We start from the raw sequence: 18541 nt of genomic DNA, 5'->3' as shown, positions 1-18541 counted from the left end.
GATAAAATAATAGTGAAAAATAATATATATTTAAGTGGGGGAGTGTAGAATGAAAGTAAAAAAGGCAATCATACCAGCAGCAGGTCTTGGAACAAGATTTTTACCTGCAACTAAGGCACAACCTAAGGAAATGCTACCAATAGTAGATAAACCAACAATTCAATATATTATTGAAGAGGCAATAGCATCAGGAATAGAAGAAATACTTATAATTACAGGTAGAAATAAAAAGTGTATAGAGGATCATTTTGATAAATCTGTGGAATTAGAGTTAGAACTTGAAAAGGCAGGGAAGTCTGAACTTTTAGAATTAGTTAGAGATATATCTGATATGGTAGATATACACTTTATCAGACAAAAAGAGCCTAAGGGATTAGGTCATGCTATAAATTGTGCAAGAACTTTTGTTGGAAATGAACCCTTTGCTGTCTTATTAGGAGATGATGTTGTTGATAGTGAAGTTCCATGCTTAAAGCAACTAATAGACTGCTATTCGGAATATAAGACAAGTATTTTGGGAGTTCAAACTGTAGAAGAAACTCAAGTTAATAAATATGGTATTGTAGATGGCATTCATATTGAAGATAGGGTATATAAGGTAAAAGATTTAGTAGAGAAACCATCAGTGGATGAAGCACCTAGCAATGTTGCAATATTAGGTAGATATATTATAACTCCAAAGATATTTGAGATTCTTGAAAAAACTAAGCCAGGTAAAGGTGGAGAAATACAATTAACTGATGCATTAAAAGAATTAATTGCACAAGAAGCTATGTATGCTTATAATTTCCAAGGAAGAAGATATGATGTTGGTGACAAGTTAGGCTTTTTACAAGCTACCATAGAATTTGCATTAAAGAAAGAAGAATTAAGGGATGAATTTATTGATTATTTAAATACAACACCATGGAAATAAAAATAATTAGTTTAAAAAGATTCTACATGTCTATCAAATAGATATGTAGAATCTTTTTTTGTTTTATGATGATTATTTTGAATATCCAGTTGGATGATTCTTATGCCAATTCCAAGCAGTGCTTATTATTGTTTCTAAGTCATTAAATTTTGGTTCCCAACCAAGTTCTTTAATAGCTCTTTCAGATGATGCGATTAGAGTAGCAGGATCACCTGCTCTTCTTGGAGCAACTTCAGCAGGAATAGGATGACCAGTTACCTTTCTAGCTACATCTACAACTTCTTTAACAGAGAAACCAGTACCATTACCTAAGTTGTATATAGCACTATCTCCTCCATTCATAAGCCTTTTAAGAGCAAGTGAATGGGCTGATGCTAAATCAGATACATGAATATAATCTCTTACACATGTACCATCAACAGTATCGTAATCATCACCAAACATCATTATCTTATCTCTATTACCTAAAGCAACATCTAATATAATAGGAATTAAATGAGTTTCAGGAGAATGATCTTCACCAATTTTACCATTAACATGAGCACCAGCAGCGTTAAAGTATCTTAAAGCAGTAAATTTAATTCCATAAGCATGGTCACACCATCTTAAAATCTTTTCCACTAAAAGCTTAGATTCTCCATAGGCGTTAGTAGGTATTGTATCACTACTTTCTGCAATAGGGATAACCTTTGGTTCTCCATAAGTAGCAGCAGTTGAAGAGAATACAATATACTTAACGTTATGTTCTCTCATGGCTTCTAGTAAGTTTATTGTACCGTAAACATTATTGTTAAAATATTTTAAAGGTTCTGTCATACTCTCACCAACTAATGAGTAAGCAGCAAAATCAATAACGGCATCGATTTTATTTTCACTGAAGACTTTATTTAATATTTCTTTATCTCTCAGATCGCCCACATATAACTTTCCTCCTAATAAAGCATCCTTATGTCCCTTTTCTAGATTATCTAATATAACTACATCTTGATTGTTTTCAAGTAGTTCTGCTACCATGTGACTTCCTATGTAGCCAGCACCACCACAAATTAATATAGACATTGTAATACCTCCCATAGATATAAAAATTATTTACATATACACTTTATCACTATATTAGAATAGTTTAAATGTTAATTTACAATAAAAACGTTCCCTATAATTCGACAAAAATAAAAAATATAAAATAAGTTAATAGTGAAATATTTTTTTGATAATGGTAGAGGGTGGAGGATATATATATAATAGTGATTTTATTATCTATATTTTAGAAATAATGTAATAAAAAGAAGTATATGTCGAAAGTTACTGAAGAGTGGGGAGGAAAAAACATTGAAAAATAATCTGTATAGAGTAAAATTAAAGTTGTGTCATTATGCGAATATTTTTATATTAATTGTAATTAAAATTCGACTATATATGGAGATAAAGATTGCGAAGAGGTAGGATATTGGAACGTCTTCCAAAAAAACATAATGTTTTTTCACTTAACAAATCATTAACAAAATGATACAATGATACGGTAAATTGAGATATTAAAGCGAGAAACATCATGGAGGAATTAAGATATGAATGAGGAAAATATAAGAATACAAGATATTTTAGATGCATTGAAAAAAAGATGGCAATTAATAGTGGGAATTACATTAGTAGCCACTATTTTAGCTACTATTTTTAGCTTTTTTGTGATAAAGCCAAAGTATCAAGCATCAGCAAAACTGTTTATTGGAAAAGAAAGTACTGCTGAAAGTAATAATAGTGATATACAAATGTATCAGCAACTTATTAAGACGTATACAACAGTAATTACTACTAATGATTTAGTAGATAGGGCTCTTAATAAAAAAGGAATAGATTTAAAATCTGAGGAGGTATTATCAGAATTAAGTGTAGTACCAGGATCAGGAACTCAGGTATTAGAAATCAAGTATGTTAGTAAAGATAAAGAACAAAGCAGGTCTGTTGTAGAAGCAATTGCCAGTGAATTTGAAGTTTATTCAAAAGAGCTTATAACTAACGCTGACGTAAAGATTATAGAGAAGGTACGATTACCTGAAAATCCAATTAGTCCAAATAAAAAGCTTAATATAGCTATTGCATTATTATTAGGGGTAATGATTGGAGTTGGACTAGCACTATTACTTGAATTTATGGATAGCACATTTAAGGATAAGGATGCTTTAGAAAATACTATGGGAATACCAGTTATAGGGGTTATTCCAGATACAGAAAAGGTTAAGTAAAGGAGAAGAATATGTTTATAGTAGAGAAGAAACCAAAATCAATAGGGGCAGAAGCCTATAGAACTTTAAGAACGAATATACAATATTCTTCTTTTGATAAGGAGATTAGAACTATTGTTATAACTAGCTCTGAGCCAGGAGAAGGAAAATCAACAACAGCAGGTAATGTAGCTTTATCTTTTGCACAAGCAGCTAAGCGTACAATTATGATTGATTGTGATTTAAGAAAACCGTCACTACATAGAAAGTTTAAAATTTCAAATATGATAGGTCTTTCAGATATTTTAATAGGGAAGGAGAAGCTTGAAGATGTAGTACATGAGTATAATGAGTATCTAGATATACTACCTTCAGGGAAATTGCCTCCAAATCCATCGGAAATGTTAGGATCTAAGACTATGGGAAGACTTATAGAAGCCCTTAAGGATAGATATGACATAATAATATTAGATACAGCACCATTACAAGCGGTAACAGATGCGCAGATACTTTCAACTAAGGCTGATGGGACTATACTAGTTGTAAGAGCGGAGAAGACTAAGAAGGAATCAGTGTTACAAGCTAAGGGACTTTTAGATAAGGTAGGAGCTAATGTTATTGGTACAGTCCTGAATGGTGTAGAAAACAGTAGGAAGAAATATTACTATTATTATGGTAATGAAAGCTAAAGTAAGAATTATATAGGGGGGAAATTGGTGGAACAGGCAAATGTAGAGAAAGAAGAGGTATCTGTAGAAGAGAGAGCAGAGCATAAAGTTAGCTTTGGATATTATTTTATTAAGAGAATAATAGATATTGTATGTTCTTTTTTTGGTTTGATTATTTTGAGTCCCATTTTATTGATTGTAGCAATTGCAATAAGGGTAGAATCAAAAGGTTCTGTTATATTTTCTCAAGAGAGAATTGGATATAAGGGAAAAAGCTTTAAAATGTATAAGTTTAGGTCTATGGTAGTTAATGCTGAGGAGCTTAAGGCGCGATTAGCACAGCATAATGAAATGGATGGGCCTATGTTTAAGATGAAGAATGATCCTAGGGTTACAAAGGTTGGAAAGTTTATTAGAAAGACTAGCATTGATGAACTACCACAACTTATTAATATACTTAGAGGTGAGATGAGTTTAGTTGGTCCAAGACCTTCTTTACCTAAGGAGGTTAAGGAATTTGAGCCTTGGATGATGGAAAGACTAAATGCGAAACCAGGACTTACATGTTATTGGCAAATTTCAGGTAGAAATGATATTGAATTTGAAGATTGGATGAAGCTTGATATTAAGTATGTAAGAGAAAGAAGTACGCTTATTGATATAAATTTGATATTTAAAACATTTTCTGTTTTATTTGGAGACGAACATGCAAGATAGGGGGTGAAGGTATGAGTAAAATTAAAGTAATGAGTATATTTGGTACAAGACCTGAAGCAATTAAAATGGCACCTTTGGTAAAAGAGTTAGAGAGAAGCAGTCAGATTAAATCAATGGTATGTGTTACAGCACAACATAGAGAAATGCTAGATCAAGTTTTATATTTATTTGATATAAAACCGGATTTTGATTTAGATATAATGAAAGATAGACAAAGTTTAACTGGCGTTACTACTAGAGTATTGCAAGGATTAGAAGAGATATTTCAAGAAGCAAAACCTGATATGATTTTGGTTCATGGAGACACAACGACAACATTTTCTGGTGCACTTGCTGCCTTTTATCAGCAGATAAAAGTTGGGCATGTAGAAGCAGGACTTAGAACAGGAGATAAATACTTCCCTTTTCCTGAGGAAATGAATAGAAAACTAACAGGATCTATTGCTGATCTACACTTTGCTCCAACTAGTGGATCTAAGGAAAATTTATTAAAAGAAGGAATAGATGAGGGTAACATAATAATAACAGGCAATACAGTTATTGATGCTATGAATTTTACTGTGGATTATAATTATAAATTCGAAAATGAGGAACTGAATAAGATAGACTATGAAAATAAGAAGGTTATTATGGTTACTGCTCATAGAAGAGAAAACTGGGGACAAGGGATTGAAAATATTTGTATTGCACTAAAAGAGATTGTTAGTAAAAATAGAGATGTTGAAATTGTTTATTTAGTACATTTGAATCCGGTAGTTAGAGAGTGTGTAGAGAGGTATTTAAAAGACCTAGATAGAGTACATCTGTTATCACCATTAGATACTAAAGAAACTCATAATTTAATGAATAAGTGCTTTATGGTAATGACAGACTCAGGAGGGTTACAAGAGGAAGCTCCACATTTGGGGAAACCGGTTCTTGTATTAAGGGGGGTTACAGAGAGGCCAGAAGCCATAGATGCTGGAACTGTAAAGCTAGTAGGTACGGATATAAGTATAATAGTAAAAGAAGCGAATGCATTATTAAATGATAAAAAAGCTTATGAAAAAATGAGCAAGTCAATTAATCCATATGGTGATGGATTTGCTTCGAAAAGGATAGTAGAAAGTATTAAAGACTATTTTGATATATCTATAGATTTATAGAAGAAATAAAATAATAATGAGGAGAAAAAATATGTTATGTGCATTAATAATGGCTGGGGGAAAGGGAACAAGATTTTGGCCTATGTCTACAGAAGAGCGACCAAAGCAGTTTTTAAGTTTGATATCTGATGATACTATGCTACAAATGACTGTTAAAAGAATTTTACCAATTATTCCAATGGAAAGAATTTTTATATGCACTGGCAAACAATATGAGGGAATTGTAAAAGAACAAATACCGGATCTTCCAAGTAGAAACATAATCATTGAACCAGAAGGTCGAAATACAGCACCGTGCATTGCCTTATCGGCTTTGGTAATAAAGAGGTATTATACTGGTGCAAATATGATAGTATTACCATCTGATCATTTAATAGGTGATGAGTTTGCCTTCCGAGAAATTGTGATAAAATCGGATAGTTTTATAGAAAAGAACAAAGATTGTATAGTTACCTTAGGTATAAAGCCAGATAGAGCAGAAATAGGTTATGGCTATATAAAAAAGGGTAGTGAGTATGAAGGAGATAATGGAATAGGGAAAGTTGAACTATTCGTAGAAAAACCGGATATTAATACAGCAACTAAATATGTGTCAGATGGATGTTATTTATGGAATGCTGGAATGTTTATGTGGACAATAGATGGTATCTTAAGTATGATAAAGAAATATTTACCGAATACATATGAGGCATTAATAAATGTTGAAGATATACCACAGAATTTATTACAAAATGAAATAGATGAGAAATATAAGTATACAGATAGTATATCGATAGATTATGGGGTTTTAGAAAAAGCTGAGAAAATTTTTGTTATACCTACTGAAATTGGTTGGGATGATATAGGAAGTTGGGGTGCCTTAGAAAGATATCGAGAGAAAGATAAGAATGGGAATATCATACTAGGAGATGCTATAAGTATTAACTCAAGCAATAATATTATTATTTCGAATGATAAGAAAATAGTAATTAGTGAAATAGATAATATTTATGTGTTGGAAAACAAGGATAGAATATTTATAGGTAAGAAAAATGATATTGATAGACTTAAGAGTATAAAAGAAGGTGTTGATTTAGAAAATGAAAAGAATACCATTACTAAATATAGAAGTTGATAACCTAACGATGGATGAGGCAATTCATGAAGTTGATAAATTAATCAGAATGAGAAAGAATAGCTATATTGTTACTCCGAATGTGGATCACATAGTTAAGTTGGAGACGGATGATGAATTTAAAAGGATCTATAAAGAGGCGGATTTAATATTAACAGATGGAATGCCTCTAGTATGGATTTCTAAATTGAATGGGAATTGTATTAAGGAGAAGGTATCAGGGTCAGATTTGTTTCCTAATGTATGTGGGTTAGCTAGTAAAAGGGGATATAAGCTATTTTTATTAGGAGCAGCAGAAGGAGTAGCTGAAACAGCAGCACGTAATTTAATTAATAAATACAAAGGATTAAATATTGTTGGCACATATTCACCAAAGTATGGCTTTGAAAATGATGAGGAAGAAATAATGAGAATTATATCTCATGTAAAGAGTGAACAACCTGATATACTGGCTGTTGGACTTGGTGCTCCTAAGCAAGAAAAGTTTATATATAATTATAGAAAGGAACTGGGAGTCCCATTATCATTAGCAATTGGGGCAAGTATAGATTTCGAAGCTGGAACTATTAGGAGAGCACCGAATTGGATGCAAAAAGCTGGTCTTGAGTGGTTCTATAGATTGATAAAAGAACCAGGTCGTATGTTTAAACGATATATTATTGATGATATGAAAATAATAGGTCTATTTTTTAAGTACAGGTAGGGGGAGTTGTGTGAAAAGAGTTGCATTGTTTCAGTTGGCGAGGGAATATGGTGGCGCAGAAAAGGTAGTAGAAAACTTATATAATTTAAATAATAGTAAATCTATTGAAATGTATTTAATATGCTTAGACGATACAAAATTTTCTGATGTATTAAAAAAAGATTTTAAAATTGACAATATACTTTTCTTACCTAATAATAAATTTGCAATTTTTACAATTATAAAAGAAACAGTAAGGTTTATAAGAAAAAATGAAATAGATATTCTTCATGTACATAACGTAGCATCAGAGGTTATAGCAAGTATTATTGCAGTTTGTACAAAGGTTAGAGTAATAACAACAATACATAGTTTTATAGATTATGATTTTAGTGGGTTCTTAAAAAGAAATATATATAAGGCTTTTAGACTGATAGCGAATAGACTAAATGATAAATATGTTACAGTATCAGAGGGATTAAAGATTTCATTACCGAAAAGTATACGTAAAAAGACTGAAGTTATTTATAATGGTATTTCAGAGTTTGGTTTGAAGACGGGGCTTGAACATAATGAACGTTTCACTATATGTAGTATAGGTAGGTTGGTAGAGGTGAAAGCCCATAGTAAATTACTAGGAGCAATTAAAATACTTAAAGAAGAAGGTATAGATGTAGATTGTATAATAGCTGGAGAAGGAGTATTAGAGAATGAGCTAAAAGAATATGTTAATAAAAATGGACTAGGAGAGCAAGTACACTTTTGTGGATTTATTGGCGATATCCAGAGTATATTTTCAAAATCAGACATATATATTGTGCATTCAAATATGGAAGGTCTCCCATTGTCTACGATGGAAGCAATGAGTTATGGAATACCTATAATTGCGTATAGAGTAGGTGGATTGAAGGAGTTATTAAATAGAACAACGTGTGTAGAAATAGAGAATAATGATTGTGAGAGTATTGCTAAAGCGATAAAGTATGCAATGAACAATGGGGATATTACTAAGTCAAACGTAGTAAATGCAAGGGAAGTATATGAACGAAGGTTTTCATTAGAGGCATTTAACGAAAAATATTTAAAGTTATATAAACTTGAGTAGATATAGGTTCTTGAAAAATAAAAAGATTTTACTTTAGATTTAAGTAAAGATGAGATATAAAGATGAATCTATAAAAAGTGAAATATTGATATATGGAGGAAGAGTAATGAGTGTTTTAAATGTTATAGGATTAGGGTATATAGGATTACCAACGGCTTTAATGTTTGCCTCGCATGGGGTCAAGGTTGTTGGAACAGATTTAAATAAAGAATTGGTTGATACATTAAAGAGTGGTAGACTTACATTTGAAGAAGATGGGTTAGAAGCGGTATTTAGTGAAGCAATAAATAGAGGAATTGAATTTAAAAGTGAGTACGAAAAAACAGATAGATATTTAATAACAGTACCTACACCATATATGTCAGATAGTAAAAAGATTGATGCAAGTTATGTTGTTTCAGCAATAAAGCAAGTCATGGAGGTATGTAATAAAGAGGCAATAATAGTAATAGAATCTACTATATCGCCTGGAACAATAGACAGATATGTTAGACCTATAATAGAAGAAAAAGGATTTTTGATTGGGACTGATATACACTTAGTACATGCACCGGAGAGAATTATACCAGGAGATATGATTCGTGAGTTGAAGAATAATTCTAGAACAATAGGAGCAGACAAAAAGGAAGTTGGAGAAGAGGTAAAAGGATGGTATAAAAGTTTTTGTCAAGGGGATATAATAGTAACGGATATTAAGACTGCTGAAATGAGTAAAGTTGTTGAAAATACTTTTAGGGATATAAATATTGCATTTGCAAATGAGTTAGCAAGAATTTGTAATAGAGAAGAAATGGATGTATATGAACTTATACGTATAGCAAACAAGCACCCAAGGGTAAATATATTACAGCCGGGGCCAGGGGTAGGTGGACATTGTATCTCTGTAGATCCATGGTTTTTGGTAGGTGATTATCCGGATATAGTTAATGTTGTAGTAAGTGCAAGAGCAGTAAATGATGCAGCACCTAATTATGTTTTTGATAGAATTCATGAGATAATGAAGATAAATAATGTCAAGGATTATTCAAAGGTTGGATTATATGGAATGACATATAAAGAAAATGTAGATGATACAAGAGAGAGTCCAACTTTACAATTACTAAATATATTTGATAAATACAATATAGATAACATTAAGATTTATGATCCGATGATTAATGAAAAGAAATATAGTAGCCAGTGCAGCAGTTTAGATGAATTTTTAGGGGCTATTGATATTGTAGTAGTTTTAGTAGGACATGATGAGATAAAGAACAATGAAGCGTTATTAAAAGAGAAAATTGTATATGACACAAGAAATATAATAACATGTGGAAAAAAGATATATAAACTGTAGATTAATAAGTAAGAAAGATATTATTAAAGGGGTGTCAAATTGAAAAATATACTTGTAATAACAAGCCACTTTTATCCGGAACAAACCATAGCAGCAATACGACTAGAGAAAAGGATAAAGGCACTAGTAGGAAATAATTATAATGTATATGTTTTAACCAATGGTGATGTTACAGATCCTAGATGGGGTGAAAAAGAAGTATATAGAGTTAATAAATCAAATACTATTAAGAGTGAAGAAAGAGTGAGTTCATTCAGTGGAAGCTTAAAAGGATATTTGTTATCAAAAGGGTATTTAAATAATAGAATTAGAGCATTAAAAAAAATTAAGAATGGATATGATTCTAAAGTATGGTATAAAAAAAATATTGAATTAGCAAGTAAGATTGTAAGAGAGAAAGAGATAGATATAATTTATTCGACAGTGCCAAAATTAGAGACTTTAATGATTGGTAATTATCTGAAGAATAAATTTGAGAATGTTAAGTATGTTGTCGAATTTAGAGATATATTAGCTGATAATTTAGCAGAGAAGAATCCATTAATAGTAAATAATATTATGAAGAGACATGAGAAGGATATGGAATCACTTGTAGATGGATTCATATTTTTAACAGAAGGACTATATGAACATTATGCGAATAGATACAAAATTGAAAAATATAAGGTCGTTTATAATGGGTATAGAAAAGTTAATTTAGATGAGACTGATAATAATGAGGCCAATATTATATTTAGTCACATCGGATCTTTATATGGAAGCAGGTCTCCCAATGAATTCATATTTGCTTTAGGTGAATTATTAAATGAAAACAAGTTTAAGGGATATAAAGATAAGATTAAAATAAACTTCGTGGGTGACATTGCATCTGATATATTATACGAAATGAAAAATATAATAAGTGCGTATAACTTAGAAGGTGTAATAAACTTTACAGGAATGATAAATAATGAGAAGGCAGTAGATATAATGTTTAAATCTGATATTAATATACTTATTACTCATGATGAAGGCAGTGAGTATGCAATACCTGGGAAGTTATTTGAATATATAGGAGCTAGGAATAAAATTTTGGCACTAACACAAGATCCAATAGTTAAAGATATGATAGAAAGTAATAATTTTGGGACTGTTATTAAAAATAATAAACATGAGATAATAGAGTTTCTGAGGAATTATTTAGAGTGTGATGAGAATAATGGGAAAATTGATTTAAATGTAGCTGAGAAGTTCTCACAAGAGTATCAGGAAGAGCGATTTATCGAATTTATAGATGGAGTATCTAAGAATGGGAATTAAAAATATTTTAATTAAAATATATAATAAAGTGTATAAGAAATATATATGTGGAGTGATATATAGCTTCAAGAGTTTCCATTATTATATAAATTATAATTTTATTGATAACATTATTGATATAGATTGCCTTGAAAAAAACACAAATTTTAGTGATGAGAATACAGAAGAAATAGAAAGATTAATAGTTAAAAAATACTTAAATCATGAAATTGATTTATTAGGTAGTGGATGGGTTAAATTAGACTATGGAAATTTTAGTGTAGGATTTGAAGGAAATAGATATACAACTTCTATAACAGAGTTTAAATTAAAGAAAATAATAAATAAAAAGAATTATAAATATAGCGAGAAGTTGAGTAAGCTTATAGATAGAGAATATATTCACATAGATTGGAGCAAGGATTTTAGAAGCGGTTTTAGATATAATTCCAAGAAACATAGGAATCTAATTAAGATTGGTAGCCCAAATGGTGTTGATATCAAATGGCCATGGGAGTTATCTCGTATGCAGCATTTGTTGAGGATGGCAATTATTTCAATAAAATTAGATGAAGGTAATAGGAAAAAAATAATAAGGGAATTTAAAAATGAGGTTTTAGATTTTTTTGTTACAAATCCATTGGAGTTCGGGGTAAATTGGGTATGTACAATGGATGTATCAATAAGGTTAGCAAATATGTTATTAGCTTACGATATATTAGAACAATTGGATAATGAAGATATACTTAATAAAGAATTTAAGGAGATTTTTTCAGGAAATTGCAGATTTCATTTGGATTTCATTTATAACAATCTAGAGAATAAGGGTGTTAGCGGTAATCATTATTTGTCAAACTTAGCTGGTTTAATAATTGGAGGAGCATATTTTAAAGAAAATACATATCTTAAGTTTGGAATTGAAGAGTTCTTTAAAGAGTTCTATAGACAATTTAATGAAGATGGATCAAGTTTTGAGGCATCAACAGCATATCATAGATTATCATCTGATATAGTTGGAATGGTAACAACGTTCTTAATATATATAAAAGAGAATAATATTGAATGTAGTGAAATAATAAGTAGACATATGAATAGTAACTTTTTTACTAGACTAAGTAGACTACTAGATTTTAATAAGGATATTTTAAAAGAAAATGGAACTATTATTTTTATTGGAGATAATGATAGTGGAAAGTTTATAAATATATCACCTATTGGGGAACTGGTATCGTCAGATAAGATAATAAAAAAATATAAGAATTTTAATGTAGACAATATAAATTCAGAAAAATATTTTGATGAAAACTTTGGGAATAACGAATCTACGATCACACTACTATCTTCTATTTTTAATATAAATTATAAAAATTATATTAATGAACAAGCATTAGTTAAATCAATAATAAGGGATTGTTATTTGCCAAGTTGCTCAAGTGTCATGGATAATTTAAAAAATATAGATTTAATAGATGAGAAATTAAGGAGTAATCTTCCTTTTAATCAGACTCACAGAATAAAAATTAACATAACTGATATTGAAAAGATGGTTATGAAGTATTATAAAAATTTTGGATTATACTGTTTAAAGGCGGATAAATTTTCATTTTATTTATATGCTGGAGAAGTGGGGTATGAAGGAAAAGGATCACATTCTCATAATGATAAGATGAATATCGAAGTATTTAGTGACGGAAAAGATATATTGGTGGATCCAGGATGCTATGTTTATACTGCAGATGAAGATAAAAGAGATATATATAGGAGTAGTCTAGCTCATAATATTCCAATACCTAGAATAGGAGATTGTGAGCAAAATAGATTTATTCATATGTTCGAGACAAGTAATGAGGTGAAGTGTAAATTTATTGAGATTAAAGAAAATATAGTAAGTGTAAGATGTGAGTACAGAGATAAGGTGTTTATTAGAACTATACGAATTGAAAATCATTATATAGAAGTAGATGATAGGGCTAATATTGATTTTATACAAAATTTTAATTATAAACTATATTCAAATGGATATGGAAAAGAAATGTATATCTACTAAAATAGAAGTTGATTAAAACTGGAGGGTATAATGAAGATATGTTTTTTGACAGATACTATATTTTTGCATGGTGGAGTGGCGAGAGTAATAACTACATTAGCAAATAATTTAGGTAAGGATAATGAAGTAGATATTATATGCACACAAGTAAATGTGAAAAAAGATTATAAACTATATGATTTAGATGAAAAAAATGTAAATGTAATTTACAAACCGTTAAAAGGTACTATTTTTGAAAAAATAAGAAAAAGAATATTTAAAAAAATTAATAATATCAGTTCATATTTTGATAATGAAAAAATGAGTAAATTACAAGAAAATGTTATGTATCCTAAAAGAATGAAAAGTGATTTAATATCTTTTTTCAATAATAAAGAATACGATATTATAATAGGATGTCATTTCGAATATACGATTATTTTAGGCTTAATTGCTCCATATCTAAATGCTAAGACAATTTCATGGCAACATAATATGTATGAAGCATATATCTCAGTTAAAGGTAGATATATATACAATAAAATTAACCTTTTTAAAAGAGCATTATATAATATAGATGCAAATGTAGTATTAACAAAAAAAGATCAAGAAAATTATGAGAAATTTTTGAATAAGAAGTCATTTCAAATTTATAATCCAACTAGTATAGTATCTAAAACAAAATCATTATGTGATAGTAACACAATTATATCGGTTGGAAGATTAGATAAAAGCAAAGGCTTTGATATGTTAATAAAGGCATTTAAGGATGTAAATAAATGTAATGATAAGATAAAGCTAAATATAGTTGGCGATGGAGAACAGCGTAGCGAGCTTAGTCAATTAATAAAAGAATTAAATCTTACAGAAGTTGTGAATCTTAATGGATTTAGTAACAATATACAGGATTTATATACGCAATCAGATATATATGTATGCTCATCTAGATGGGAGGGATTTCCATTAACTCCTATTGAAGCAATGGAATGTGGACTACCAATTATATCATTTGATATTCCTTCTGCGAAAGAACTTATAGAAGATAATAAGTATGGAATATTAGTTAAGCAAGGAGATATAAAGAGATTAACAAATGAAATGATAAAAATGGTAGAAGATAAAAACTATATGAATAATTATTCTAAGAAATCAATAGAAAGAGCTAGGGAGTTTAGTATTGAAAAGATAATGGAAGACTGGCATAGGCTATTTGTGGAGCTTAAGTTAGAGTAAGCATTAATATGAAATATAAAAAAGTAATTGAAATAATTATGTATGAGATGAGGTAAAAATAAAATGTCGACTAAATATAACAAATTAGATAAATATTTAGCTCTTATTTTAAAGATATTTATATTTGTAAGTTTATTTATTCCTTTTTATATTGGAAAAACTAATAGAAATGTAATATTTAGTCTTAGTAACAGTATTGCTACGTTTATTATATTATTATGTTGTATTAAGAAAGGCAGAGGCAAATATTCGAAAACATATATATTAATACTGGTTTTTGTAATATTGATATACAACATTGTTATGCTATTTTATAATATTAAATATACAGGGATGTATAGTGAACAGTTAAATAGACTTATTAGTATGATTTTTTATATTCTATTAATAAAAAAAATAGATCAAGAGTTCCTACAAGATAATAATATAATAGGTTTTTTTATCAAGTGTGTAGTACTTACATTAGTATTAAGCATAATATATTACTTAATTGGTAGGGATGCTGTATATTTAGTTAATGGAGAGATAAGTTTTACAGCACAAGGTGGATATACGGATAAAAGACTAACATGGATATTTGGGCATAAAAGTTCATATTCATTAATGATTTTAATGTTTACAGGGATAGTAATTAAATATAAACAGGAGATTAAGAGGCATAAAAGTATATTAATACTTTTAGCAGTTGTATGTGTTTTAACGAATTCAAAAACTGCGTTACCTTTTATAATAGCATTAGTAGGGTATGATTTAATATGTAATAGTAAAAATAAAAATTTAATTATACGGATGATAAAAGTTATTATTATTCCGATTCTATTCATAGTAGGAAGTAGTATAATTATTAAAAGTTTAGCTGAAAGCAGAGATATAACGTCATTAGGGAGTAGAACGTATATTTATGACGCTGCTAAACTTAATCTGTCCATAATGCCGCATGGAATAGGAGATAAATTTGGGGAAATGATGTTTACAACACAGGTATTTCCCGTTGATAATTTTCATAATATATTTTTAAATGAAATGCTAGTTTTTGGAGTAGGAGTGGGAGTTGCCTATTTCCTACTATTCACAACGATAGGAATTAGTAACATAGGCACTAATGGTTTAAGTAGCCTTATTTTATGGACAGGAATATTTACGTTGTTTTTTATGGACTATTCATTAAGAACAGATATCTTATCATTATTTTTATTTTTAACATATTTATTATCAGTAAAGAAAAAGAGTGGCAACATAGAATATTGTGAGGTGGCCGATGAATGTATTACTTAAAAAGTTTATAGAATTTGCATTTGGTAATGGAATTGTATTGATATTAGGGTTTTTATCTTCACCTATAATAACAAGATTAATTTTACCAGAGGAATACGGAAAATTCTCAATGTTTAGCACTATAACCAATTTATTACTGATAGCTATGCTGCTAGGATTTGATCAAGCATACGTAAGGTTTTATTACGAAGAGGATAGTGATGGTAAAAAGAAACTATTAAGAGAGAGTATAAAGATTCCATTAATGATAAGTATGTTTATATCTATCATTTTATTGATTTTTCACAAATCAATTTCAAGATTTTTAATAGGTGAGAGCTCTATAATAATTATTATAGCAATAATTATTCAGATTCAGTTTAGCATTTTAGGAAGATTTGCATTGTTATTAATACGAATGCAACAAAGAGGTAAGCTTTATTCTACGTTACAGGTGATAACTAAAGTATTATATATTACATTTGTTTTGATGATATTTAAAATAGTTAAAAATGATTATAAAACGTTAGTATTTGCTACAATATTATCTAATATAGTTGTAGTTGTAATATCAATACTGGCAGAAAAAAAAGAGTGGTTCTTCAAATGTGATAATATAAAAATGAATACTACAAATAAACAAATGATTAAATTTGGTATTCCGTTAGTATTTTCTATGATAATTACATGGGTATTCCAATCTATTGATAGGGTTGCTATCAATTTGTTTAGTAATTTTAATGAACTAGGTATATATTCATCTGCTTTTTCTATAGTAGCTTTATTAAATGCATTTCAAGATGCATTTACGACATTCTGGGTACCAGTAGCAAATGAGAAATATAAAGAGAATTCTAAGAATACAGAGTTTTTTAGAAAAATATTTTCCTTAGTATCTTTATTTATGCTATTGATTGCAATTTTACTAATAACTTTTAAGGATGTTTTGATTTTGCTATTAGGTTCAAAATATAGAGAGGCATCGTTTATATTCCCATTTTTAGTATTTATGCCATTAATGTATACAATTTCAGAAACAACTGTAGTTGGAATTAACTTCAAGAAAAGGACTAAAAATCATATATTGATTGCAGTAGTATCTGCTATATGTAATATTTTAGGGAATTGTATATTAGTACCACCATATGGAGCGAAGGGGGCTGCAATATCAACAGGTATTTCTTATATTATATTTTTTATTTTAAGAACTAAAATTTCAGGTAAACTATATGAAGTTGGCTATAATATTAAAAAGCTATATATTTCACTAGTACCTTTAACAATATTAGCTTTATATGCTAGTTTTAATACTTTTGATATTAAACTTATAGCTATTGGAAGTATAGCTTTGTTAACAGTTATTGTTATGTATGGAAATGAAATTAATGATATTTTTCAGTATATAGTTAAGTTATTTTCAAGAAAAAAAAGTGATAAGTAGTAGTAGGGAGAGTTGGATATATGATTATGAGAGCCTTAAGTGCTACAAAAATTTATAGATTATCAAATAAGCTATTTAGAGCAAAATTTAAAAGATTAGCATATTTTTTTCAATGCATTAATCGTATTATAAATAATTCACATATTCCTGCGAGTGCAGAAATAGGAGAGAAAAGTGAGTTTGCGTACGGCGGTATAGGAATTGTGATACACCATAATGCCAAGATAGGAAAAAATTGCATTATTGGTCAAAATACTACTATTGGAGGCAGAAAGAATCATGGAGGAGTTCCTAAAATAGGAAATAATGTATATATATCAGCAGGTGCGAGAGTCATTGGTGGAATTATTATAGGAGATAATAGTATTATTGGGGCAAATGCTGTTGTTATTAAAGATGTTCCTGAAAATTCTGTAGTAGCAGGAGTGCCGGCTAAAGTAATAAAGATAAACAATTTAGATTATATAGAAGCAATAAAAAGTTAAATATATGTTAAGTGATAAATATCAATATTAAAGTGCATAAAATTCTAAAAAAGAATTAGAATTTATGTACTTTTTTGCGGTTATTTTAGAAAATGATTATAGATAGGTAAGAAATAATTAGATGTGATTATAATGAATGATATATATAATATGATTAAAGATAAAATTGGTGTTAATATGATAAAAAATAGATAGACAAAACCTGCGATTTGAATTGATGATTAGATTTAATGTTACATAAAAAAAATTATAATATAAGGATTGTGAGAAGAGAACTTTAATATTAAAAACCTATGATATTTTATATTAAAATTATAATCTGATTAGCAAAACTTACGAATATAAGAGTTTAATAATGTTAGTAAGATCAAGTGGTAAATAATAAGGAGAGAGGAGCTTAATTGATCTAATTGGTTTAATAATAATAGAATCAACATAGCAAGTATAATAGAACTACGATAGGTGTTATTTATGTAGGTATTTCTAATGATACTAAAACAAAAAAATCACTAATCACCATCGAATATATCTTTAAGTGATTTTGTAATATTGTAAACTTCAATAATTATCCTCTTAATTTCATAAGTATCTTTGTATTCTTGATTACATTATTAAATACACCTATTCATTTATAATTTAATTATTTAATCACGATATATCCATAAAAATATATTTAAATTATGAATATAAGATAGAAATGACAAAAACTCCACTTCATATATTCTAATATTTAGTGGAGTTTATATAGTATGATATTATTAAGTATTAAAAAACATAGTATTAATTCCTTATTGCATAATCCATAGTTTTAAAGCTATCAACCTCATTTTTAGAGTTAACATCCTTAGCGTAAACACTTATAACATAGTTTCCAGTAGTAGTAGGATTCCAAGTGAAAGAGTTAGAAGTAGAGTAATCCTTA

The 18541-nt window shown here is 28.9% G+C and carries 17 protein-coding genes; 15 read left to right on the top strand and 2 right to left on the bottom strand.

Features of this window, described 5'->3' with window-relative positions; all coding sequences use genetic code 11:
• Positions 1-49 precede the first annotated feature (49 nt).
• A complete protein-coding gene (gene galU / locus ACSYT2_RS16945; RefSeq protein ID WP_430856921.1) occupies positions 50-916 on the top strand; it encodes a UTP--glucose-1-phosphate uridylyltransferase GalU in 867 nt (288 codons plus the stop codon).
• Between the two features lie 72 nt (positions 917-988).
• Here galU and galE read toward each other — a convergent pair whose 3' ends face one another.
• Positions 989-1975: a UDP-glucose 4-epimerase GalE gene (galE, locus tag ACSYT2_RS16940; RefSeq protein WP_438385253.1), complete on the bottom strand. Its 987-nt coding sequence runs from the start codon at positions 1973-1975 to the stop codon at positions 989-991.
• Between the two features lie 506 nt (positions 1976-2481).
• Here galE and ACSYT2_RS16935 point away from each other — a divergent pair.
• The 14 genes from ACSYT2_RS16935 (at position 2482) to ACSYT2_RS16870 (ending at position 17619) form a co-directional block, all read left to right on the top strand.
• Positions 2482-3156 carry a YveK family protein gene (locus ACSYT2_RS16935; protein ID WP_438385252.1) on the top strand — a complete coding sequence of 225 codons (675 nt, stop codon included), beginning with the start codon at positions 2482-2484 and terminating at the stop codon, positions 3154-3156.
• 11 nt (positions 3157-3167) lie between these two features.
• Complete coding sequence (locus ACSYT2_RS16930) at positions 3168-3824, top strand: CpsD/CapB family tyrosine-protein kinase (RefSeq protein WP_438385251.1); 657 nt, start codon at positions 3168-3170, stop codon at positions 3822-3824.
• A 24-nt stretch (positions 3825-3848) separates the two neighbouring features.
• Entirely contained in the window at positions 3849-4520 is a 672-nt protein-coding gene (locus ACSYT2_RS16925; RefSeq protein WP_438385250.1) for a sugar transferase, read from the top strand.
• An 11-nt stretch (positions 4521-4531) separates the two neighbouring features.
• Positions 4532-5665 (top strand): non-hydrolyzing UDP-N-acetylglucosamine 2-epimerase, encoded by a 1134-nt coding sequence (gene wecB / locus ACSYT2_RS16920; protein WP_438385249.1) that lies wholly within the window; start codon positions 4532-4534, stop codon positions 5663-5665.
• A gap of 31 nt (positions 5666-5696) precedes the next feature.
• Positions 5697-6779 (top strand): mannose-1-phosphate guanylyltransferase, encoded by a 1083-nt coding sequence (locus ACSYT2_RS16915; protein WP_438385248.1) that lies wholly within the window; start codon positions 5697-5699, stop codon positions 6777-6779.
• Positions 6745-7482 carry a WecB/TagA/CpsF family glycosyltransferase gene (locus tag ACSYT2_RS16910; protein ID WP_438385247.1) on the top strand — a complete coding sequence of 246 codons (738 nt, stop codon included), beginning with the start codon at positions 6745-6747 and terminating at the stop codon, positions 7480-7482. Before ACSYT2_RS16915 ends, ACSYT2_RS16910 begins: the two co-directional genes overlap by 35 nt.
• 10 nt (positions 7483-7492) lie before the next feature.
• Entirely contained in the window at positions 7493-8566 is a 1074-nt protein-coding gene (locus ACSYT2_RS16905) for a glycosyltransferase family 4 protein (RefSeq protein WP_438385246.1), read from the top strand.
• Between the two features lie 106 nt (positions 8567-8672).
• Positions 8673-9902, top strand: coding sequence for a nucleotide sugar dehydrogenase (locus ACSYT2_RS16900; protein ID WP_438385245.1), 1230 nt, complete (start codon positions 8673-8675; stop codon positions 9900-9902).
• A 39-nt stretch (positions 9903-9941) separates the two neighbouring features.
• Complete coding sequence (locus tag ACSYT2_RS16895; protein WP_438385244.1) at positions 9942-11201, top strand: glycosyltransferase family protein; 1260 nt, start codon at positions 9942-9944, stop codon at positions 11199-11201.
• On the top strand, positions 11191-13227 hold the full coding sequence (locus ACSYT2_RS16890; protein ID WP_438385243.1) for a heparinase II/III domain-containing protein: 2037 nt from the start codon (positions 11191-11193) through the stop codon (positions 13225-13227). Before ACSYT2_RS16895 ends, ACSYT2_RS16890 begins: the two co-directional genes overlap by 11 nt.
• Positions 13228-13257: 30 nt before the next feature.
• Complete coding sequence (locus ACSYT2_RS16885) at positions 13258-14439, top strand: glycosyltransferase family 4 protein (RefSeq protein WP_438385242.1); 1182 nt, start codon at positions 13258-13260, stop codon at positions 14437-14439.
• Positions 14440-14805: 366 nt separating this feature from the next.
• On the top strand, positions 14806-15714 hold the full coding sequence (locus ACSYT2_RS16880; protein WP_438385241.1) for an O-antigen ligase family protein: 909 nt from the start codon (positions 14806-14808) through the stop codon (positions 15712-15714).
• Positions 15698-17134: an oligosaccharide flippase family protein gene (locus ACSYT2_RS16875; protein ID WP_438385240.1), complete on the top strand. Its 1437-nt coding sequence runs from the start codon at positions 15698-15700 to the stop codon at positions 17132-17134. The genes ACSYT2_RS16880 and ACSYT2_RS16875 overlap by 17 nt, the downstream gene beginning before the upstream one ends.
• A gap of 20 nt (positions 17135-17154) precedes the next feature.
• Complete coding sequence (locus ACSYT2_RS16870; protein WP_438385239.1) at positions 17155-17619, top strand: serine O-acetyltransferase; 465 nt, start codon at positions 17155-17157, stop codon at positions 17617-17619.
• A 780-nt stretch (positions 17620-18399) separates the two neighbouring features.
• On the opposite strand, the gene ACSYT2_RS16865 is transcribed toward ACSYT2_RS16870, so the two are convergent.
• A partial coding sequence (locus ACSYT2_RS16865; RefSeq protein WP_438385311.1) for a triple tyrosine motif-containing protein occupies positions 18400-18541 on the bottom strand: 142 nt, incomplete at its 5' end.

Origin of the sequence: Clostridium zhoujianii (assembly GCF_051590805.1) — a bacterium.
Classification (GTDB): domain Bacteria; phylum Bacillota; class Clostridia; order Clostridiales; family Clostridiaceae; genus Clostridium.
The sequence above is the reverse complement of the archived record's forward strand: the minus strand, read 5'-3'. Positions and strand labels throughout refer to the sequence as shown.

Coding starts and splice junctions, on each gene's coding strand:
- ACSYT2_RS16870 (WP_438385239.1), top strand. CDS start 17,155: ATGATTATGAGAGCCTTAAGTGCTACAAAAATTTATAGATTATCAAAT.
- ACSYT2_RS16900 (WP_438385245.1), top strand. CDS start 8,673: ATGAGTGTTTTAAATGTTATAGGATTAGGGTATATAGGATTACCAACG.
- ACSYT2_RS16910 (WP_438385247.1), top strand. CDS start 6,745: ATGAAAAGAATACCATTACTAAATATAGAAGTTGATAACCTAACGATG.
- ACSYT2_RS16930 (WP_438385251.1), top strand. CDS start 3,168: ATGTTTATAGTAGAGAAGAAACCAAAATCAATAGGGGCAGAAGCCTAT.
- galU (WP_430856921.1), top strand. CDS start 50: ATGAAAGTAAAAAAGGCAATCATACCAGCAGCAGGTCTTGGAACAAGA.
- ACSYT2_RS16915 (WP_438385248.1), top strand. CDS start 5,697: ATGTTATGTGCATTAATAATGGCTGGGGGAAAGGGAACAAGATTTTGG.
- ACSYT2_RS16935 (WP_438385252.1), top strand. CDS start 2,482: ATGAATGAGGAAAATATAAGAATACAAGATATTTTAGATGCATTGAAA.
- ACSYT2_RS16880 (WP_438385241.1), top strand. CDS start 14,806: ATGATTTTTTATATTCTATTAATAAAAAAAATAGATCAAGAGTTCCTA.
- galE (WP_438385253.1), bottom strand. CDS start 1,975: ATGTCTATATTAATTTGTGGTGGTGCTGGCTACATAGGAAGTCACATG.
- ACSYT2_RS16885 (WP_438385242.1), top strand. CDS start 13,258: ATGAAGATATGTTTTTTGACAGATACTATATTTTTGCATGGTGGAGTG.
- wecB (WP_438385249.1), top strand. CDS start 4,532: ATGAGTAAAATTAAAGTAATGAGTATATTTGGTACAAGACCTGAAGCA.
- ACSYT2_RS16890 (WP_438385243.1), top strand. CDS start 11,191: ATGGGAATTAAAAATATTTTAATTAAAATATATAATAAAGTGTATAAG.
- ACSYT2_RS16875 (WP_438385240.1), top strand. CDS start 15,698: ATGAATGTATTACTTAAAAAGTTTATAGAATTTGCATTTGGTAATGGA.